The organism is Iodobacter sp., assembly GCF_025352645.1.
In the GTDB taxonomy this organism is placed as follows: domain Bacteria; phylum Pseudomonadota; class Gammaproteobacteria; order Burkholderiales; family Chitinibacteraceae; genus Iodobacter.
This window is the reverse complement of record NZ_JANXSO010000012.1, coordinates 1-21,037: the sequence shown is the minus strand read 5'-3', so window position 1 is coordinate 21,037 and position 21,037 is coordinate 1. Positions and strand designations below refer to the sequence as shown.

The 21,037-nt window shown below is 45.7% G+C and carries 20 protein-coding genes and 1 pseudogene; 13 read left to right on the top strand and 8 right to left on the bottom strand.

What is annotated here, in order from left to right; translation table 11 throughout:
- The 3 genes and pseudogenes from Q0R17_RS01410 to Q0R17_RS01400 form a co-directional block, all read left to right on the top strand.
- Window positions 1-134, top strand: a pseudogene (locus Q0R17_RS01410) (IS701 family transposase); the annotation flags it as partial.
- Window positions 135-285: 151 nt separating this feature from the next.
- Complete coding sequence (locus Q0R17_RS01405; RefSeq protein WP_293931412.1) at window positions 286-465, top strand: hypothetical protein; 180 nt, start codon at window positions 286-288, stop codon at window positions 463-465.
- 158 nt (window positions 466-623) lie between these two features.
- Complete coding sequence (locus tag Q0R17_RS01400) at window positions 624-1,421, top strand: head GIN domain-containing protein (RefSeq protein ID WP_293931409.1); 798 nt, start codon at window positions 624-626, stop codon at window positions 1,419-1,421.
- A gap of 81 nt (window positions 1,422-1,502) precedes the next feature.
- On the opposite strand, the gene Q0R17_RS01395 is transcribed toward Q0R17_RS01400, so the two are convergent.
- Window positions 1,503-1,868 (bottom strand): VOC family protein, encoded by a 366-nt coding sequence (locus Q0R17_RS01395; protein ID WP_293931406.1) that lies wholly within the window; start codon window positions 1,866-1,868, stop codon window positions 1,503-1,505.
- 311 nt (window positions 1,869-2,179) lie between these two features.
- Here Q0R17_RS01395 and Q0R17_RS01390 point away from each other — a divergent pair, with 311 nt between their 5' ends.
- Window positions 2,180-3,037, top strand: a complete 858-nt coding sequence (locus Q0R17_RS01390; RefSeq protein WP_293931402.1) for a DMT family transporter — start codon at window positions 2,180-2,182, stop codon at window positions 3,035-3,037.
- A 4-nt stretch (window positions 3,038-3,041) separates the two neighbouring features.
- On the opposite strand, the gene def is transcribed toward Q0R17_RS01390, so the two are convergent.
- Window positions 3,042-3,566 (bottom strand): peptide deformylase, encoded by a 525-nt coding sequence (gene def / locus Q0R17_RS01385; RefSeq protein ID WP_293931399.1) that lies wholly within the window; start codon window positions 3,564-3,566, stop codon window positions 3,042-3,044.
- A 416-nt stretch (window positions 3,567-3,982) separates the two neighbouring features.
- Here def and Q0R17_RS01380 point away from each other — a divergent pair, with 416 nt between their 5' ends.
- Window positions 3,983-4,342, top strand: coding sequence for a hypothetical protein (locus Q0R17_RS01380; RefSeq protein ID WP_293931396.1), 360 nt, complete (start codon window positions 3,983-3,985; stop codon window positions 4,340-4,342).
- A gap of 257 nt (window positions 4,343-4,599) precedes the next feature.
- Here the strand turns inward: Q0R17_RS01380 and queG are convergent, their stop codons facing one another.
- Window positions 4,600-5,733 (bottom strand): tRNA epoxyqueuosine(34) reductase QueG, encoded by a 1,134-nt coding sequence (gene queG, locus Q0R17_RS01375; protein ID WP_308446348.1) that lies wholly within the window; start codon window positions 5,731-5,733, stop codon window positions 4,600-4,602.
- A gap of 53 nt (window positions 5,734-5,786) precedes the next feature.
- Between queG and tsaE the strand changes: the two genes are divergently transcribed.
- The 5 genes from tsaE (at window position 5,787) to Q0R17_RS01350 (ending at window position 9,701) form a co-directional block, all read left to right on the top strand.
- Entirely contained in the window at window positions 5,787-6,257 is a 471-nt protein-coding gene (gene tsaE / locus Q0R17_RS01370) for a tRNA (adenosine(37)-N6)-threonylcarbamoyltransferase complex ATPase subunit type 1 TsaE (protein ID WP_293931393.1), read from the top strand.
- Window positions 6,233-7,549, top strand: coding sequence for an N-acetylmuramoyl-L-alanine amidase (locus Q0R17_RS01365; RefSeq protein ID WP_293931390.1), 1,317 nt, complete (start codon window positions 6,233-6,235; stop codon window positions 7,547-7,549). The genes tsaE and Q0R17_RS01365 overlap by 25 nt, the downstream gene beginning before the upstream one ends.
- A 319-nt stretch (window positions 7,550-7,868) precedes the next feature.
- Window positions 7,869-8,921 (top strand): ribosome small subunit-dependent GTPase A, encoded by a 1,053-nt coding sequence (gene rsgA / locus Q0R17_RS01360; RefSeq protein WP_293931387.1) that lies wholly within the window; start codon window positions 7,869-7,871, stop codon window positions 8,919-8,921.
- Window positions 8,922-8,988: 67 nt separating this feature from the next.
- Window positions 8,989-9,438 (top strand): DUF1097 domain-containing protein, encoded by a 450-nt coding sequence (locus tag Q0R17_RS01355; RefSeq protein WP_293931384.1) that lies wholly within the window; start codon window positions 8,989-8,991, stop codon window positions 9,436-9,438.
- 137 nt (window positions 9,439-9,575) lie between these two features.
- Window positions 9,576-9,701 carry a hypothetical protein gene (locus tag Q0R17_RS01350; RefSeq protein ID WP_293931381.1) on the top strand — a complete coding sequence of 42 codons (126 nt, stop codon included), beginning with the start codon at window positions 9,576-9,578 and terminating at the stop codon, window positions 9,699-9,701.
- A gap of 102 nt (window positions 9,702-9,803) precedes the next feature.
- Here the strand turns inward: Q0R17_RS01350 and Q0R17_RS01345 are convergent, their stop codons facing one another.
- The 5 genes from Q0R17_RS01345 to Q0R17_RS01325 form a co-directional block, all read right to left on the bottom strand.
- Window positions 9,804-10,853: an extracellular solute-binding protein gene (locus Q0R17_RS01345; protein WP_293931378.1), complete on the bottom strand. Its 1,050-nt coding sequence runs from the start codon at window positions 10,851-10,853 to the stop codon at window positions 9,804-9,806.
- Between the two features lie 291 nt (window positions 10,854-11,144).
- Window positions 11,145-13,358 (bottom strand): EAL domain-containing protein, encoded by a 2,214-nt coding sequence (locus Q0R17_RS01340; RefSeq protein WP_293931375.1) that lies wholly within the window; start codon window positions 13,356-13,358, stop codon window positions 11,145-11,147.
- A gap of 27 nt (window positions 13,359-13,385) precedes the next feature.
- A complete protein-coding gene (locus tag Q0R17_RS01335; protein ID WP_293931372.1) occupies window positions 13,386-13,592 on the bottom strand; it encodes a response regulator in 207 nt (68 codons plus the stop codon).
- Window positions 13,564-15,405, bottom strand: a complete 1,842-nt coding sequence (locus tag Q0R17_RS01330; protein ID WP_293931369.1) for a PAS domain-containing protein — start codon at window positions 15,403-15,405, stop codon at window positions 13,564-13,566. The genes Q0R17_RS01335 and Q0R17_RS01330 overlap by 29 nt, the downstream gene beginning before the upstream one ends.
- 290 nt (window positions 15,406-15,695) lie before the next feature.
- Entirely contained in the window at window positions 15,696-16,262 is a 567-nt protein-coding gene (locus tag Q0R17_RS01325) for a hypothetical protein (RefSeq protein WP_293931366.1), read from the bottom strand.
- Window positions 16,263-16,620: 358 nt separating this feature from the next.
- On the opposite strand from Q0R17_RS01325, the gene Q0R17_RS01320 reads away from it, so the two are divergent.
- The 3 genes from Q0R17_RS01320 (at window position 16,621) to Q0R17_RS01310 (ending at window position 20,507) form a co-directional block, all read left to right on the top strand.
- On the top strand, window positions 16,621-17,403 hold the full coding sequence (locus tag Q0R17_RS01320) for an EAL domain-containing protein (RefSeq protein ID WP_293931363.1): 783 nt from the start codon (window positions 16,621-16,623) through the stop codon (window positions 17,401-17,403).
- A 423-nt stretch (window positions 17,404-17,826) separates the two neighbouring features.
- Window positions 17,827-18,684 (top strand): GyrI-like domain-containing protein, encoded by an 858-nt coding sequence (locus Q0R17_RS01315; RefSeq protein WP_293931360.1) that lies wholly within the window; start codon window positions 17,827-17,829, stop codon window positions 18,682-18,684.
- 65 nt (window positions 18,685-18,749) lie between these two features.
- The gene (locus tag Q0R17_RS01310) at window positions 18,750-20,507 is read left to right on the top strand and encodes an amidohydrolase (RefSeq protein ID WP_293931357.1); all 1,758 of its coding nucleotides are present in this window, start codon (window positions 18,750-18,752) and stop codon (window positions 20,505-20,507) included.
- Window positions 20,508-21,037 lie beyond the last annotated feature (530 nt).

The window sequence follows — 21,037 nt, the reverse complement described above, 5'->3', positions numbered from 1 at the left end:
CGATTTACGCGGTGTTCAAGCTAGAAAGCTTAAAGATCAAGCACAAAGCTAACCACTTTGCGCTACGCGCCAAGCTCTATATCAAAGCAACCCAGCAGGCCTTGGTGGAACTACAAAACCTGCGGGCTGCGTAACATCAGTCAAATAACAAAGCCTGCGCATTTAAAAACATCATCTGACTGCTCCTGTAAATAAAACCATTCTGCCCGATCTCTTTACAGCAAAGTTCCAGATCTGGCTGTATTTCTTCTACAATCAGCTCACGAATTATAAGGACGGATCAATATGCTAGTAAGGGAGTGGGTAGGAAATACACAAGGGCAAGGTTGGCAGTATTTATACTCCCAAGATCAGCTCTGCCCATTTCAATGGCATTACCACCCTGAATTTGAGCTGACATTTACCCAACACGCTCAAGGAATACGCTATATCGGCAGTAAAGCTACCGCAAGCAGTACCGCATAACTTAAGAATCTATGCGGCTGCGTTCTGTGCCGCAAAATACACACACTATGCCCTGATTTATGCAAACCATCTCAACAGCCTTATGCATTACTTACTTAGATGACATAATTAACACTGTAAACCTCATATTATCCATACTAACAATGTAAGGAAAAAGCATGAAACGTCTTCTACCCGCTCTAGTACTCGTGATCTGCACTATCCAACTTAACCCAGCCTATGCTTTTTCTTTATTTACTAAAACCATCCAAGGCTCTGGCCATATAGAAAAACAAACACGGATGCTGCCCGCATTTAATCGCATTGATAGTGAAACAACTGGCCGCGTAGAGATTATTCAAGGTAATCAAGAAAGTATTACGATTGAAAGTGACGATAATATTATTCCCGTCATTGAAACCGTTGTAGAAAATGGTGGGCTTAAAATTAGGCACAAGCGCATTGATTTAAATACCAAAACACTGAATATTATTGTGCGCGTCAAAGAGCTAAGGAGCATTAACTTAGCAGGCTCTGGCTCTATTTATGCCAAACCGCTCACGGCTAAAAAACTAACCATTAATACAGCAGGCTCAGGAGCAGTAGAACTAAGCAAGCTGGATGTGAGTAATGTTAGTGTGAACTTAGGCGGCTCGGGCAGCGTACAGGTTCAAGAGCTACAAAGTAGCGATTTAGATGTTTCGCTAGGTGGCAGCGGATCATTTAAATCTGCAGGCAATGTCAATATATTAACGATTTCAATGGGCGGCTCTGGCCAAATTGATACGATGCAATTAAAAGCCAAGATTGTGAAGCTAAGTATGGCGGGGTCTGGCCAAGTTATTGTTGCCGCTAAAGAGCAACTCAGTGCCAGCGTTGCAGGCTCAGGCAATATTCAATACTACGGTGATCCGCAAACGCATTTATCGATGATGGGATCGGCCACTTTAAAACGAATTGGTGCATTTCCAATATAAAGTATTTAAACAGCCGGATTAAGCACAACGATTTTAGCCTAGAAACAGCACATCCCTTTTCAAACAACAGGGATGTGCTGTTTAAATATTTTGCCCAATTCGCCACAAGACCCCGCTTGGATCAATCAACACAAAATCTTGCATTTTCCACGGCTGCACTTCAACAGCGGTTAATTTCACCTGATACTTGCCTACTAAATCTAGCGCACTTAAATGAGCATGCCACGCCAATACATCTTTAACCAAGAGATGCATCATAAAATGATTGGCATGCTCTTCTACATAAAAATTTTGCAATAAAAAGCTGCTGCTTCCCATATAAAAATAGGCGACACCACCAGCGTCTGATGCCATAGTAAAACCAATATCCTGATAAAACTGCTTAGACAGTTCATAGTTTTTAGCAGGAACAAGAGCTTTGATTTCTGCCACCTCTAAAGTATCCATACCCTCCTCCTCCTTTGCTAAAGTAATCATTACTTCAGCGATATTACCCGTATAAATGCGCATTTCAACAGCAGATATTTTCCTAGAATGCTTATCCGCCCGTATTGGGTCATTTCATATCAAGATTAACTATTTATAACCATCCGCGTGGGCAAGATAAATCGCCTTTGCCCACCCTACAAAAACCAAGCATTCCAAAGGCATAACTTTAAGTTGATAGGCACCATTTTTATGTGATAAATATGCCATCACGCAAAAAATCAACAAACAAGCGTTAAAATGCACATCCAGCCATTATTTGGATTTTAGCCTTGCCTTATCTCGCCTTTATTACAGTGGTTTGGGCCTTATCATTTAATTTGATTGGGGTATTTCTAGCTGGCCATGTGGATAGCGATTTTGCCGTGCTAAGCCGAGTTGCCATTGCTGGACTGGTATTTCTGCCCTTTACCCGCTGGACCGGCATTAGCACGCTACGTAAGCTAGGCACAATGGCTGCGGGAGCCTTGCAATTTGGTATTACCTATCTATGCCTTTATCGATCATTTCAATTTTTAAGCGTAGCCGAGGTATTGCTATTTACCATTTTTACGCCAATTTATATTACTCTGCTCGATGATTTATGCCAAGGGCATTTTAATCCACGCGCTCTATCTGCGGCTTTCATTGCAGTACTAGGCTCATTAGTGATTCGCTACAATCAAATTGATGCCAATGCCTTAAATGGATTTTTATTATTGCAATTGGCCAATATCACCTTTGCTGCAGGACAAGTGGGTTATCGCTATTTAAACCAGCATTATCCTGACCAACAGCCGCAATCAGCCAGCTTCGGATATTTCTTTTTAGGCGCGCTACTGATTGCACTGCCGTCTTATTTAATTTTTGGTAACCCAGCTAAACTACCGCAACATCTTGAAGAATTCGCAACCTTAGGATTTTTAGGCTTAATTTCATCCGCATTGGGCTTTTATTGGTGGAATAAAGGCGCGTGTAAAGTGGATGCAGGCACGTTAGGTGCGATGAATAATATGCATATCCCCGTGGGGATTGTGATTAATTTATTATTTTGGCATCAGCAACAAGATTTACCCCGCTTATTAATTGGGGGCATCATCATGCTGCTGGCCTTACTTATTAATAAATCGGTATGGCCAAGCAAATCCTAATAAATTATTTTTCCAACTCAGGGAACAGCGTATCCGTATAGCCAAAATGACTTAAATCACGGATGCGCTGTGGATATAAAATGCCATTTAAATGATCGCATTCATGCTGCACTACGCGGGCATGAAAGCCGCTCACGCTGCGATCAATGGCCTGCCCATAGATATCAAAACCTTGATAGCGTAGCTGGGTAAACCGTGGCACTTCTCCGCGTAAACCTGGCACAGATAAGCAGCCTTCCCAGCCTTCTGCTACATCATCGCTCAGTGGCGTAAGCACAGGGTTGATCAGCACGGTCATCGGCACTGCGGCCTCATCGGGATAACGGGAGCTGGCATCAAAGCCAAAAATCACCACTTGTAGGCTTACGCCAATCTGCGGCGCAGCAATGCCTACTCCACCGCTATCGTGCATGGTATCGAACATATCCACCAGTAAGGCATGCAGCTCTGGCGTATCAAACGCCTCCACTGGCAAAGCGTGCGCCTGTAGCAGGGGATGCCCCATTTTTAGAATTGAGCGAATAGCCATTTATGAATCCTTTGATTTAAACAAGGGGCAAGTGCTGGTGCTTAGTCTAAGCGCCTATTTGATTAAGCCCCCGTTTATTAAGCTTAGGAAACCTCGAAAAACCCATCTAATCTCATCATACTGCGTTACGCATTAAAAAAATCTTTATATATCAAACAGATACAGCGCCAATTTTTTAATACTCGCCTGATCTTATTTAGAAATATAGTTTTTTTGAGGCCGCCTTAATGCCAGGATTATACTCGAACCCGTCTGCACAACGGCTAAAAACGCTGCGTTTTACCAGCCCTAGCAAGGTAAATCAATCGATGTAATTAAGCCCCCTAGTAAGGCATCCCCTGTTAAAATCAAAGCGCTAACGAAGCTTAGCGCTTTGGTTAAAATAATATTTATTCATTGAAATAGAAAAAATCCCCATGAAATATACCACGCTGTTTTTACTGTTATTTTTATCGGCTTGTGGCTCTTCCGAAGTGGATGATGCAAGTGAAATCATCAAAACCACGTTAAAGAACCCTAAAAGCTTTGTGTTGATTAATGGCAATGTCATTTGGCAAAGTAAACTCGCTGATAAGGCGATGATTATTAAAGTGAATTACACCGCTAAAAATGGTTTAAATCAGGTGATTAAAGAGTGTAAATACGTCTCTTTTTATCAGCAAGATGGTAAAAATAAATGGCTAGAAAATGGCGGAATTGAAAACTGCATCGCTGCGGGGGGCAAGGAAGAGCAACAGGGATTAGAAATACTTAAAAAAATCAATGCATTTAAGTGATACCGCTTGCTCAATCTCATTATAAATATCGTAGGACGGGTGCAACCCGCGTTTTTTTAACATCGCTCGCGGGTTTCACCCCAATCCTATCAACTTAAAGACTTGTAAAATGTGTAGGGTGGGCGCGTTTTTTGCCCACGCTGTGTGCATCCGCGTAGGCAAGATAAACCACCTTGCCCACCCTACATGGTGTGCCTAAGTTGATAGGATTGGGTTGCACCCGCCCTACACATTCCCAAACCAAGCCATAAATAAGGTCAATCAATGCCGTGCTGCTGCAAAGCCCAGCCCACATGTTCTCTGACTAAAGCACTTGCGTCATCTTGCCGGCTAGTCAGAGCAGCAATCACTTCGGATGAGCTAGGCGCGTTACCTAGGCCTACGGCCATATTTCTAAGCCACTGCTCGTAACCGATGCGGTAAATTGCGCTGCCAGCCATTTTTTGCTTGAAATCTGCCTCGCTCCAGGCAAATAGCTCCACCAGCGTAACGTCATCTAGGCCGTGGCGCACATAAAAATCGCTCTCTTTTGCGTCTACCGCAAAGCGATTCCACGGACAAACCATTTGGCAATCATCGCAGCCATATACGCGATTACCCAGCATGGGGCGGAATTCTTCGGGGATGCTGCCTTTTAATTCAATAGTTAAATACGAAATACAGCGCCGCGCATCCACTTTATAGGGCGCAACAATCGCGCCAGTTGGGCAAGCGGTGATGCAGCGCGTGCAGCGCCCACAGTGCTCTTCCACTTGGGGTGGATCGGGTGGTAGCGGTAAATCAGTAAATAATTCACCAATAAAAAAATAAGAGCCGTAATCACGGTTAATTAATAGAGTATGTTTACCCCGCCAACCTTGGCCAGCTTGCTTTGCAATTTCTACCTCTAGCACAGGTGCAGAATCAACAAATACCCGATGCCCAAATGGGCCGATTTCTGCGGCCAATTTATCAGCCAACTGCTGTAAACGTCCTTTTAAAACCTTGTGATAATCCCGCCCTAACGCGTAACGAGAAAGGTATGCTTTATTGGAATCGAGTAAAATAGCTTCCGAATTAGCGGCACCTGGTGGCAAATAAGGCAAGAAAACAGAAATAAGTGAAATAGTGCCGGGGTGTAATTCGTGAGGTCTAGCACGTTTCATACCGTGCCTTGCCATATAATCCATCTCGCCATGAAAGCCTGCATCTAGCCATTCTTGTAAACCCGCTTCGGCGTGGCTTAAATCAATCCCAGTGATGCCGGCACGGGCAAAGCCCAATTCTTGCGCCCACGCTTTAATTTGCTGGGCAAGCGCTTGGTAATCTAAAGATTGCTGCAATATCGTCATAATCAACTTAATAAATATAAAGGGCGAGCAAAGAGGATTAGCTTGCCCACGCGGGTGCATCGCTTAAGCCGATATACGGCAGTTTTTTAATAATCTAATCAATGTAGAGCCATATGCATAATGATACCGACTTCAGCTGCTTTTTGCCGGATGAGGAAACCACACTGGCATTGGGTGCACGTTTAGCCTTAAGTGTTACGCCCGCCATGGTGATTTTTTTAGAAGGTAATTTAGGCGCTGGTAAAACTACCCTTAGCCGTGGCCTATTGCGCGGGCTTGGTTTTGCTGGCCGAGTAAAAAGCCCCACCTATACGCTAGTTGAACCTTATACTGTTTCTAACTTATACTTATATCACTTTGATTTGTATAGATTTAATGATGCCAGCGAATGGGAAGATGCTGGCTTTAGAGACTACTTTAATGCCCAATCCATCTGCCTGATCGAATGGGCAGACAAGGCCGAAGGTCTCTTGCCAATCCCTGATTGGATCATTACTTTAACGCCCGAACACGACGGCCGTCTGGCCCATATCCAAGCATTTAGTGAGCAAGGCCGAACATGCCTCAATCGTCTTTACCCTTAGATTTAGCAATGCCCAGCTTAAACCGCCGCGATATCTTACGTGGTGCGAGCGCCAGCCTGCTGCTGGCGGTTACCCCGCTAGGTTTTGCAGCGCCTGCTGCCAGTGTGGTGGCGGTGCGGGTTTGGCCGGCTCAGGCTTATACCCGTGTCACCATCGAATCAACCGTTGCCCTCACCTTTAAGCAGTTTTCGCTTAAGGACCCTGAGCGCTTGGTCGTTGATTTGGAAGGCATTGATATCAATAACGAATTGCAAAGCCTATCTAGCAAAGTGGGCGGCGATGATCCCTATATTCAGCAGCTACGTGCAGCGCGCAATAAACCCGGCACGGTGCGCTTAGTCTTAGATTTAAAAGCAGAAATCAAACCGCAGATTTTTACCCTCAATCCGGTTGGGGAATACAAGCATCGCTTAGTGATTGATCTCTACCCTGCATCACAAAATGACCCGCTCTTGGCGTTTTTGGACGATCAAAATTCAGATAGCAAACCTGCACCGCCTACTCCACCACCGGCGGCAACTAAGCCTGAGCCAGAAAATAAAGACGGCAGCGTGGATCGCAGCAAGATGAAGGTAGACCGGCTGATTACCGTCGTGCTCGATCCTGGCCACGGCGGCGAAGACCCAGGCGCCGTGGGGCCAGGGGGCAACCATGAAAAAACCGTGGTGCTCGCCATTGCTAAAAAGCTCAAAGCCTTATTAGAGAACGAGCCAAATATACGCGTGGTGCTCACCCGCGACGGCGATTTTTTTGTGCCGCTTGGCGTGCGGGTTAAAAAAGCCCGCGCCGTGCAGGCTGATTTATTTGTCTCCATCCACGCCGACGCCTTTACTCGGCCCGACGCAAATGGCTCATCGGTGTTTATGCTTTCTGAAAAAGGCGCTAGTAGCACGGCAGCACGCTGGCTAGCGCAAACCCAGAACGACGCCGACTTAATTGGTGGGGTAAAATTCGATATAAAAGACAAGGCCTTAGCACACACCTTGATGGACTTAACCCAAACGGCCACTAATAACGACAGCATGAAGCTAGCAAAATCTATGCTAGGTGAGCTGGGCAGCATCAACCGCCTACATAAACAAAACGTTGAGCTGGCGGGCTTTGCCGTACTTAAAGCACCGGACATCCCGTCAATCCTAGTTGAAACCGCATTTATTTCAAACCCGCAAGAAGAACAAAAGCTGATCGACGAAGCCTATCAACAAAAAATGGCCAGCGCGCTGCATAAAGGCATTAAACGCTACTTCGCCAAAAATCCACCGCTGGCAAAAACCAGAATGGCACAAAGCTAAGTATCAAAAGGTGGGTGGCATCCCCACCTTTTGTGCTGCCCCTAGCTCACAACAATAAGCGCCAGCATCATTCAATATTTCTAGCTTTCATGATGTTTGCAACAGCTTTCCCCAGTATTGTTGACCACACCAGTCTAAACGCTTAAATTGCAGCTTCCATCCATCGACTAAGGAAACGCCATGAAAACATTTGCGCCTATTTTCCTTACGGTCGGATTCTGATCAGCTAGCAACTCTATCCTTTTGTAGATATCCGACCAATACCGCGTCTTGCCCGCAAGCACTCGCGCCCTTATCTCGTCTTTTGGATATCTATATCTTGATAGAAAACATCGATATTGCACAATTACGTGCTATTGGTTTTGATTCGCACGTTTTACAAACCCTCAGCAACTTAACGCCCCAGCCACAGCAGCAACTTGGCCGCGTGATTAATATTCAACGCGATCATCTACAGCTACACGATGGCCAGCATAAAATATCCACTCAATTACTACCTGCACTGCAGCAGCAATTACATGCAAGTGGCGCAACGCTAGCGGTGGGTGATTGGGTACTATTTCAAAGTGCCGACGCACGCATCACCCAGATCCTGCCCGCAAAAAACCGCCTGTGCCGCCGCAATAGTGAGGGACATCGGCAAGCCTTAGTCGCCAATATTGATGTAGCGCTGCTGGTAATGGGCCTAGATCACGATTTTAATCTGCGCCGCTTAGATCGCTATCTCACCCTCACCCTAGCTAACGAAGTCACCCCGCTCTTGGTACTTACTAAGGCGGATTGCTCGGCACAAGCCGCAGAAAAAATAGCCCAAGCCCGCAGCCACTTACCGGCGCATCTTGGCCTACTTGCTATCGATGGCCGAGCGGATAAGGCCAGAGAGGCGCTTCATCCTTGGCTAGCGGCGGGGCAAACGGTGGTGTTACTTGGCTCATCCGGGGCGGGAAAAAGTACGCTGACCAATACCCTGCTCAGTACCGCAGTACAAAATACCGGCGCGGTGCGGCTAGATGATAGCCGTGGCCGCCACACCACCACCTCACGCAGCCTGCATCTTTGCCAAAATGACGTGTGCATTATTGATACGCCGGGTTTGCGCACGCTACAGCTAGACAGTGATGAAGCAGGGATTTACGCCGCGTTTGCCGATATCACTACACTGGCGGTAGATTGCCGCTATAGGGATTGTCAACACAAGGACGAACCAGATTGTGCAGTACGCGCCCACATTAGCCCCGATCGGCTAAAAAGCTTTCATAAACTACTAAGGGAGTTCAGCCGGGAAACCATGACAGTCTTGCAAAAACGCGCTCAGCTCTCCCAGTGGAAAACGATTAGCAAAAATGCCAGAGCACAGCGTAAAGCGAGCTAGATCATTATCAAAGAATAAATGCCAAAATCCGCTACACTTCGGCCTCTTTAATTTTTGACTATTTGCAATGAATGCACTGCTTATGATTGCCATCACCACGGGCGTTCTTTCTGGATTATGGGGATGGCTAGCATTTAGTTTTGGCCTACTGAGCTGGGCAGGTTTTTTAGGCTGCACCGCCTATTTTGCCTGCCCACAAGGCGGGGTTCGTGGCCTGTTGCTGAGCTTATTTAGCGTTGCCAGTGGGGTATTTTGGGCGCTGGTGATTATCCATGGCAGCCCGTTAGTGCCGCAATTTTTGGGCTATGTCATAACGGGCATCGTGGCGTTTTTAATGTGCATACAGGCCAAGCAGCGCTGGCTAGGCTTTATACCTGGCACCTTTATTGGGGCTTGCGCCACCTTTGCAGGCGATGGCCATTGGCAGCTAGTCAGTGCATCGCTTTTAGTTGGCCTGCTATTTGGTTATGCCATGAAAAACAGCGGCTTATGGCTAGCCGCATACTTTTCCCGCTGAGCCATCAGTGAGTCGCACTCGTCATATTAAATATCCACAAGGCTACTATTTCCTTAAAACAAGCCGTCATATCTCTTACATCGGCCTATACTAAAGATGCACCGTGCGTTCGCAGGGGCATAAAAGGATAGATAGCCATGAGCAAGTCTAAACAATCCGTTAAGGAATCAAAGAAACAACCACTTCACAGCGCCAAAGAGAAAAAGGCCGCCAAGCAAATGAAAAAACACGCTGGTGATAGCGTGCCGATGTTGGCCACATAATTGCGTCGCTCTCTTACCGGCCTTTTGTCTTGATCACATACCAATACCAAAGGCATTGCCAATATGGCGGCGTTCGATATTGAACGCCATGCCATAACAAAATTAAAGGCTTGGTTTTTTGAGCCTATTATTGCCGTTTCTAGCATTACCCGCACGAATACGTTCCCAATATTGAGTACGCAGTGCAAAGTTCTCTGAAGATTTAATCCAAATTATCCTATCTCTGGCATCTAAACTAGAATGCGCTAGCGTATTAGATAAACCTTGCCGCTGAGTTAATTCATTACTCACTGATTTATCTAGCATAAAATTAATCCATTTTTCGGCCAGTGTTTTATTCTTAGTTTTAGCACTAATCGCCCAACAATCTAGCCACGCCAGAGCGCCCTCTTTAGGAATAATATAGCCAACATCTGCCCCAGCGGCGCGCAGTAATTTAAGCTGCTGTTTACCATAATTAGCAAACATTAAAGCGGCTTTGTTTTTAACAAAGGCGGCGGTCCCTTCTTCTGGGCTATTGTAAAACAGCGGCTGCTGATCACGTAATTCTAGTAATTTATTCACGTCTTTAGCCATTTCATCTTGAGATAGATTAAATGGATCTTTAAAACCAAGCACCAAGGCAGTTAAGCTGAAATTATGATTACTACCATCGTATAAAACCACTTTCCCTTTGTATTTTTCCAGCCACATTTCTGCCATTGAAACAGGAGGAGTATCTATTTGTTTTTTATCGTAGATCAAGCCCATTTCAGAATAAACAAAAGGGATAGCATATAAATCACCATCACTATTTATATCATTTATGTTAATTTTAAAACGCTTTAATTGATTATTTAAATTATGGATATTTTTACGGCTGATAATCGCCAGCCATTTATGCTCATAATAGCGTTTTAATTCTGCAGTATTTGCGGCCAAAACATCAAAATTTTCGCCATTATTTTTTTTAACTTTTTCCCACAAATCTTCATCGGTATCGACAAAAGTGACTTCAAGATGGGCATCGTATCTTTTTTCAAATTCACTGACCCAATCGGCATCGGCATAACCAGGCCAAGCAAAAACGCGCAGCACATCGCTAGCCCAAACCGCAGAGGATGCACTAAAACTAGCAAATAGAAGTACACAACGCAAAAAAAAGCGTTTCATTTTGGTCTCAGTGTGGGAGATGGTATTGTATCCGTTACAAATAAAAGATAAGCACGGTAGCGGATTAATGCTTATCTCATTTATTACATTTTTATTATAAAGAGATCAACTAAGGAACTCAAGAAAAACGCCATTGAATTAATTTTATTGCAGGGCTCATTATTTAAGCAACGCGCCGTAGTTTGTAGCATATATTTTTATCATCACCATCAAGCTAGCTTAAGCATTCCTTTTTACCTGAATATGGCTGCAAATATATTGCAGCGATGTAGCAAAACAATAAAATAACGATCAATCAGCTCTCTTTTCACCAATAAAAAAGCCATTCACACTACTGCGTTTGATCCAATCTGCAGAGTATTCTTTGGCAGCTTTAGGGTGGGCAAAGAAATACCCTTGCACCGCTGGGGAGCCCATCGTGCGTAAAATCTGCGCCTGATCAAATGTTTCTACCCCCTCCGCCGTCACGTCTAGCTCTAAACTATTGGCCATTTGCATAATTGCAGAAATCAGCCCAACATCCCGCGCCGTGCCTGGTAGTGAAATAATAAACGAGCGATCAATTTTAATCCGTGTAATTGGCAAATGCTTCAACAGCGCCAATGATGAGTAGCCCGTACCAAAATCATCAATCGCTACACTGACACCCAATTCACGCATCCCCTGCACCATTTTTCTAATACTGTGGAAATCTTGCAGCATAGACTCGGTAATTTCTATTTCTAATTGCTTAGAGTTAATCTCGTGCCGCTCTAATACGTTCTTTAATTGATTCAAAAAAGCATCGCCACGGAGTTGCCTTACCGAGGCATTCACCGCCATCATTAAATCACTACGGCCAAAGGCGCTCCATTGTTTAAGCTGAGCCACAGCAGTATCTAATACCCACGCACCTATTGGCTCAATTAAACCTATTTCTTCGGCAATGGCAATAAATTTATCTGGCCCAAGTACGCCAAACTCAGGATGATTCCAGCGAATAAGTGCTTCAAAGCCCAATAAACGTGATTCATATAAATCGACCACAGGCTGATAAAACAGTACAAACTCATTTCTTTCTAGTGCGCCATGCATTCCCTGCTCAATATTTAGCCGAGTGCGCACGTTCTCTACTAAATCACTAGAGTAAGCACACACGCGGCCTTTGCCTTGGCGCTTTGCTTCGTACATAGCACTATCTGCAGCACTTAATAAATCACTGAGCTCATTACCATCCTGCGGAAAAAAAGCCAGCCCAATGCTGGCCCCAATAACCAATTTTTGTTCATCAAGCTGAATAGGCTGCGATAGTGCTTTTAATATTTTATTAGCCACCACAAAGCCTTCACTTTGCGTAATGACATCAGGGATCATCACCACAAACTCATCCCCTCCTAGCCGAATTGCCTCATCATGGCGGCGAATTTGCTTCACAATTCTGCTGGCTGATTCTTGAATCACTCTATCGCCAATATGATGGCCTAAGGAATCATTAATCGCTTTAAAACCATCTAAATCAATAAACATGATAGCGACGGTACGGCCATTACTTTGCGCACGCACTAATTCGCTTTGTAAATTTTGATCTAATAAATAACGATTACCAAGACCAGTTAATGGATCGTGATAGGCCAAATGCACCAACTGATGCTCGGCTTCTCTAATGGCAGATATATCAGAAAACGTCTGTACAAATTGCAATACCTCGCCATTTTGATCTCTAACCGTGCAAATATGCAGCAATGTTTGCAAAATATCGCCGTTTTTACATAGGCAACCCACTTCCCCCGCCCAGAAACCACTACTGGTTAATGCAATATTTTTATAAGAAATTATCGGCTCACGGCGATTAATTAAATACTCTTGGCTTGGATGATTAACAACTTCTAATTCTGAATAGCCACTTAATTTGCTAAATGAAGGATTAACCGACAAAACTAAGCCATTGGCATTTAAGATCATAATAGCTTCGGAAATAGTGCTAAATACAATGCTGGCTTGACGCAACCTTTCTTCCATTTCTTTACGTGGAGTAATATCTCGCAAAGCGCCAATCACAATATGCTGATCGGCAGATCTAATCCGTAAATTGCCAAACATTTCCAGCCATGCGTATTCACCTGAATCACGCCTAGCGCGAAATTCACATTTAAAAAAACCCAGCGTTTGCAGTGTCCCCTCCACCCCAAGCAAATCATCAGGGTGTACACGGCTCAGCATGGCTGCCAGCCCCGCCACAAAAGGCTGTAGCCCCGTTCCCCAGATCAGCCGAAATCGCTCATCGCCCGTCAACCGATCAAGCTGAGACTCCCACTCCCATGTGCCAAGCTCTGCCGCCTCAATGGCAATGGCAAGCTTTTGCTCGGATTTAGCCAGCGCCAACTCGGCATCATGCCGAGAGCGGGCAACCTGAATCACCGCATTTAAATCTTTTTTATTATAAGGCTTGGTTAAATAGCCAAAAGGCTTAGCAATTGCAGCACGGCGTACAGTTTTTTCATCAGCATAAGCGGTTAAAAAAATCACCGGTAATTGCCATTGCTCATAAATTTCTTAGCAAGCCTCAATACCATCCCCTTTTCCTTGCAAATGAATATCCATTAACACAAGGCTAGGCTGGTGTGTTTCTACCCCCTTAATTGCTGCATCCATGCTGGTGTAAATACCACAAACCTGATGCCCCATTTCTTGCAGTGTTTGCTGCAAATCTAAGGCTACTACTGGCTCATCTTCAACAATCAGTATGTTTTCGGTGCTCATGGTGAGTGCCCCTAGCTGCTTTATCTTCATTGATCAAAATCTTAAAACAAACCCCTGCGGAAGAGGATTCTGTAATCAGCTTGCCCTGCAATTGATTAACAAACATTGGAATAAGCTGAGAGCCAAGGCCGGTGCCTTTTTCCCAACTAAAACTAACTGGCAAACCACAGCCATTATCACGAACAAGCAATTGTAATTCTTGGCTAGGTAAACGACTTAAGCCCACTTCAATTCTGCCTTCTCCGCCATTAGGAAATGCATGTTTAATTGCGTTTAAAACCAATTCATTAATCAGCAAACCAAAAGGAATCACTTTGGTAATATCTAAAGTAATATCTGCCACTGCACCAGAAAATTTTAATTGCGTCTTAGTATCGGCAACGCTATAAGTCATATTAATTAAAAAAATCAACCGTGATAAAAAATCAGCCAGATTCACGCTAGAAAGATTATCGGATTCATAAAGTAACTGGTGCACCAAGGCCATCGCGCTGATGCGACCTTGGCATTCGGCAATCGCGGGCATCACCTCTGGCGACACTTTACGTGCCTGCAAATTAAGTAGGCTGGAAACAATTTGCAGATTGTTTTTTACGCGGTGGTGAACCTCATGCAGCAGCGCTGTTTTTTCTTCTAGTGCGTGCTCCAGCGCTTCTACCTGACGTTTTTGCAGCGTAATATCTCGCGCTAGCTTACACGCCCCCACCACCCTGCCCTGCTTATCCCGAAGTGGAGAAATGGTCACCGCCACCTGAACAATATGTCCCTCTTTATGAATCCGCTCTGTTTCAAAAGTAGGAATACGATCTCCCACAATAATACGCTGCATAATCTGGACTTCATCATCTAGCCAGCCAGCAGGAAACAAGCGTGTTACCGGCATACCAATCGCCTCTTCTGCGGAGTATCCCAACAACTGTACCGCTGCCGAATTCCAACTGGTGATGATGCCATCTAACGATTTAGTAATGATGGCCTCGCCTGAAGACTCAATCACTGACAGATATTTTTCTTCAGACTGATGTAAAGCGGCCTCGCTCTGATGGCGCTGGGTAATATCCATGCCAGAAGGGATAAGGTGGGTGATATTGCCCTTATCATCACGCAGTGGGGCCAGCATAAAATCAACCCACATCCGGCTATCATTGCGCATGCGTACGGGTACATCGTAACGAACCGTTTCACCCAGCCGGCAGCGCTCTATCGCATCAATTAGCTGCTCCTGCACCTGAGCATCATAAGACCACCAATAACAATCCCAGAACTTCTTCCCCCGCACATCTGCCAGTGTGATCCCTGCCGCCGTTAGTGGCGCTTGATTCGCCTCAGATAAAGTGCCATCCAGCTCTAAAACGCCCACAAAAGAGAATAAATTATCTAAAACCTTGAGTAATTTTTTCTGACTTTCCTGCAGCAACTGCTCGCCCACATTATCAAGCGTGGAATCCTGAATAATTGCCACTACGCCTCGCACAGCTCCTTCTGTATTTCTCCAAGGAAAATAAGAAGCAAGCCGATGCAAAACCTGCCCATCTGGCCCCTGCACTGCACCGCGGATTTCCTGCTTTAGCAAAGGCCTGCCGGTTTCCAGCACAAAGCGTAGCTTAGGGATAATCACCGCCGCCGCCTGCGGCAAATACTCCTCCAGCTTTTTGCCCATATGCTCGGCTACGCTCACATTATTGAGTGCAGCATGGCGGCTATTGATGCAAACCTGCCTTAGCTCTGCATCTAAAATAGCCACACCAATGGGGACGTTCTCCAAAATCAAAGGGAAAATATCTTGAATATCTTCGGGTGAGAGAAGATGCATGCGATCTTTCCATAGAGCTCAGCCAGCTTATCTTTATAGCTGGCAAATGGGTAAGTACGGAGAAATAACGATGAAATAAATAGATAATAATTAAATGATATTTACTTATACGTGCGGTGATTACACAAAAACGTATTTTCCAATGGGCTTACAGCCGTAAGATATGAAAATGGTGAGCCATAGGCAAGACAATTTAAATTAATTTACTCTAAGCAAAGCCTAATGCCCAATACAAGAATTAGACCTTGCTTACTAAAAACAATATTCTCACCCAGCAGCAGCGCCCCTTATTACAAATACATATTGATTTGTGTATTTGGAATATAAAGAATATCAAAGATAGAACGCGTGGTTTTTAATTTTTTAAGCAAATTATTGGGTAACACATCAAATCTTTTAGAAGGCTCTAAAAGATGGTGGCGAGGCTTTAAATATCGATTCTCATAATCTTTAAAATGATTATCCCCCCAAAGAATTAAGCGGCCATTACTGATTAATTTTGAATATTTATCGATTTGCGTTACGGCATAATCATCTCTTACCGCTAAACCTTCATCATCAAATAAAACAGTGTCTTTGGGTGCGTCATATTCTTCAATTTGCCGTAACTGAAAAATCCTTGAAAGCGCCTGATCAGCACTAAGATCACAGGCCGCCACCTTTACCCTGTGGCTAATAGCTATCGCAGTCAGTTCTAAAAGGCTAGGGCTTGCATCGCTTTTACTGAGTGTGGCGAAATACTGGCCTTGCCTTAAAGCCATGCTTGCTTGTGACTGATCCAGCCCCTCTAAAATCATGAGCTCAATCGCTTCATTAAGCTGATTAAAATTAGGCCACTCTATAAATAAAACCTTCACCTCCCCTGATTCAATAAGGCGCTGCGTGAGTGTTCTTGCATTATTATTAGAGTGCACATCACCCAAGGCAAGCAAGCTCATACTGCGCAAACATTCCAAAAGTCGTTCCATTAAAGCGCTCCATTTTTTAGTAAGGGCGTTTTAAACAGCGGCCCATAAACATCAAGAAATAAGCTAAAAGAGACGCTCTTTATAGCTCGCTTTATTAAAAGAAAACTATTCGGCCCTGCTGCGAATGGCTTGAGCAAAATAAAAGGAGATGGCTCTTGCCGCATAGCAATACTCTATCGCCTAGCTGGCGCTAAGTCTAAAATTTCTGACTATACTAAGATAACCGGTGGAATAATGGAGTAAGTTCATGACAACCCTAGAGCAACACGCAGAAGTGCTATTTACCCCACTCAACTGTGAAGGCTGTAGAGATCCAGGATTATTGCCATTTGAATTCACAATGGCGTTTCAACCTATTTTAGATGTAAGCACCATGCGCCCCATGGCTTATGAAGCGCTAGTAAGAGGAAGCAATGGTGAGTCAGCAAGCAGTATTCTTGATCAAGTGGATGACAGTAATCGTTATCGCTTTGACCAAGCCTGTCGAGTTAAAGCCATCGAGCTGGCCTCCAAGCTGGGCCTAAGCAAACATGAGGATTGCCGGCTGAGCATTAATTTTTTGCCCAACGCCGTTTACCGCCCTGCTGCGTGCATTCGTGCCACGCTAGAAGCAAGCAAGCGCTTCAACTTTCCCCACTCGCGGCTCATTTTTGAAGTGACTGAAGGCGAAAAAGTGCGCGACAGCGCTCACCTCAAAGGGATTTTCGAAGAGTATCGACGCCAAGGCATGATGACCGCCATCGACGATTTTGGCGCAGGATACGCAGGATTAAACCTACTAGCGCAATTTCAGCCCCACATCATCAAACTAGATATGGAACTGACCCGCGACATTGGCACAGACTCAGTCCGGCAGGTTATCGCCGAAGCCGTCACCCTTGTTTGCAACAAACTAGGCATCCACATCATTGCCGAAGGCATCGAAACACAGAGCGAGGCGGATTTCCTCAGCTCTTTAGGCATTAACTGGCAGCAAGGTTTTTTGTATGCAAAACCAGAGATTGAAGGGCTGCCATTGCTTGGCAAATAGCGGGGTTTGCAAGCCTCGCAAAAGCAGTTGACATAAAATTTTAGTTTCTTAACATTTTGCAGGCCTTCTGCATGCAGATTACGGATGTCGGCAGCCCTCATCACAGTGCAAGCCATTACTAATCGGCGCGCTCGTATTTTTCCTATTGCAAAATCAACTGCAATCGCAGCGCATTAGCTTTAGCCATATACTTAATAAGTACTAGCATAGAGGCTACCCCACAATAAACTAGGCATGCCTATACGCAGACGGTGAGCATCAAACCAAGAAGATACCTCCCCGCCATCAATTAAACTTTGGCAGCGTAAGCTAAAAATATCGCCAGTCCAAACGCCAACACTAAACTCGCTTCACTGCCAACGGATCACATCCCTTTCCGCCAAAGGTTCCACTCTGGATTATCGCAAGCACGTTTTTAAGGCGATGAATTACATCAGCCAACATCTTGAACAAAACCCAACCCTCGATGAAGTCGCTGAATTGGCTGCGCTTTCTAGCTTTCATTTTCATCGAATTTTTAAAGCCGCAACGGGGGAAACGCTAGCTAACTTCACGCGTCGCTTACGGCTGGAGCGCGCAGCGGGGCGGCTTTTGAGCAGCCCCAGCACCGACATCACCACCTTGGCCATGATGTATGGATTTTCTAGCGCTCAAAATTTTGCCAAGGCCTTTCGCCAGCACTTTGCCACCACGCCTTCTGCCTATCGCTTGCAAGCCAAGCAGAATAGCAAGATTGGAAACGCCCGCAGCGGCGAAGATGATTATGATTGCCAGGTCTTGTCATGGGGCGCTGGCCCCGAGCAATCTAACTTGCTGCAAAGTGTACGTATCGAAAAAGTAGCGGCTTTTCAAGTGATCTATATGCGCCAGCTTGGCAGTTATGGCCGAGAGCGCTGTGAACAAGCACATCGTGATTTGCTGTCCCTGCTGGGCTGCAGCGAAGAATCTACTCCGGTAGGCACGCTCAGCCTGTATTGGGATGACCCTGAAATCACCGAGCCAGCACATTGCCGTACCGATGTTTGCATCGTTCTAGATGGCCCTGTGCCAGCAGGCCGCCGGCTTGCAACTCAACTTGTAGCAGCGGGCCGATATTTAGTTTGTAGCTTTGCATGTAATGAAGCCTCGCTTACGCTTACTTGGGAAATCGCCTTTCGCTATTTAGTAGCAAAAGGCTTGGCTTGCGCGGATCTGCCCTGCTACGAGCGCTACGATGCAGCAAGTAATCAGGCCCGTGATCATTACGCCTTTGACATCTATATCCCGCTAACTTCTCGCTAGCGGGGCTCTATTTACCAATAAGCTCAACCTTGCACACATTGCGCAGGGCGAGCGGAGCTACGCCCATGAAACGCCTTTCACTTATTGCATCCTGCCTATTCATCGTTGGCTCGCCCAACACTTGGGCGCAATCCTCGCGGGCCATTCTTTCTGGTGGCACCATCTATAGTGCCGATCTGGCCCATCCTTACCCCGAAGCTGTTGGCATTGCAGATGGCCGAATTGTGGCCGTTGGCACACGTAATGCTGTTGAGCAGCAAATGGGCAAAACCACGCCCCGTATTGATCTTGCTGGCAAATTTCTAATGCCAGGATTGATTGATAGCCACGTACACGCAGCCTTTGCGGGCTTTCAAGAAATGACCATACATTTTCCTAGTGATTTGACTACAGCAGAGCAAATTCGCAGCTTTGCCAGCAAAGCCCGTCAAGATGACAAGCTAATGCAAGGCAATGTGCAGCTATTTACCAGCGTATCTCTTGAATACTGGAACCATATCGAGTTGCTGGAGCAAGTTTTTAACACCGCTCCCTATCGCAATATTCCGGTTGTCCTTGCCGGATCAGATGCCCACACCGGCTGGGCCAATCAAGCCATGCTCAAACAAGCGGGCCTGCTTGCATCTGTAGGAGCAAAAAAAATTACCGCACCTAACGATGGCTTTGCCCGTCATAAAGATGGCCGCCTTAACGGCTTTGCCTCTGAAGGAGGCTGGGATCTCATCCTTAAAGCCATGCCCAAGGTAAGCGATGCGAAAATTGGCGAAGCAATCAAGCTGGCTGCTTGCCAACTCAATAGCGTCGGTATTACTGCGTGGATGGATCCGGTCAGTAATATCCGCCCTCTATCCCCCGCCTTTAGTGCAGAGCCAAATCGCAAAGATACCGGCCTGCTGCCTGCCTATACCGAGCTGGCCCGTAAAGGAGAATTAAACGGGCATGTATCCGCATTGGCCTTAGTGAGTATTCATGCAAAACCCGCCATCATCGACGACGTAATGGCCCTCAAGCAGCAGTTCTCCGGCACCAGCGATGTTAACCTGATCGGCATCAAAATCCTTCAAGATGGCGTAATCGAGTTTCCATCGCAAACCGCCAAGTTGAGCCAGTCCTACCTTAACCGCCCAAGCTATAGCGGCCAGCAAGATCTACAAGCCACCCGCTTTAACGAACTGATCCGCAAAGCCGATGCCCAGTACCTCATTGCCCACTTTCACGCAATTGGCGATCGAGCCGTCGGCGAAGCGCTGGATGCCATCGACTATGCGAGGCAACACAATCCTGACCACAGCACCCTGCACAGCATCACCCACCTACAAATTATAAGCCCTGAAAGCGTGGCACGCTTTCAGCCGCTCAATGTAGCGGCCTCTATGCAGTTTTTATGGTCTGGTAAGGATTTCTCCAGCACCTCCCTACTAGAAAACATCGTCCCCGCGCCACTATTAACGCGGCTATACCCAGCAGGCAGCCTTATCCGCAGCGGCGCAATTGTAGCCGGAGCCAGCGACTGGCCCGTCTCCAGCCCCAACCCCATGCTAGCGATGTACACCGCACTCACCCGACAAGGCGACTTAGGAGAACTCGCCCCCGCAGATGAAAAAATCAACCGCAGCGACGTATTACAGGCCTACACCCTCAACGCAGCCAAACTCATCGCCCAAGACAAAAATATCGGCTCAATCAGCGTTGGCAAAAGCGCCGACTTTGTACTGCTGGACAAAAACCTAGAACAAATCGCCCCCAAAGCATTCCCCCAGACCAAAGTACTCTGGACCATGTTTAAAGGACGAAAAGTATTTGAAGCAGAGCGCTGCCAATAACAAACAAAGCCCGCCTATCAAATGCGGGCTTTGTTATCGAACAAATGGACAAATCTCTAATTATTTTGGCTTAGCAAACCAGTACCAACTAACGATAATTTCAAAACCCAAATCTTTAACCACGGATGACACAGAGAACACGGCCTTTCACGCAGAAAAACAAAGACAGAGATAAACCATTAGGCCTGTTCTTCGATTTGGATTTGGATTTGGATTTGGATTTGGATTTGGATTTGGATTTGGATTTGGATTTGGATTTGGATTTGAAATATTTTCTCCCCCAACCATTTGAATTTATATCGCAACTCATAGCACGGGGCTTAAATCCCCCTTGAAGCACGCCGAAGCGAGGAATAAGCGGATCGGGGTTTCGGAAAAGGGGTAGCGAGTGTACCGCGCCGAAAAATATTGCAGTGGGAGGCTGTCACTTTTGCATTATAAATTAACATGCAAATGAACAGCCCCCGCGCAATTTTGCATTAGAACGCTAATGTACTCAAATGCAGCAGCCAGATTAGAATCGCTGCGAA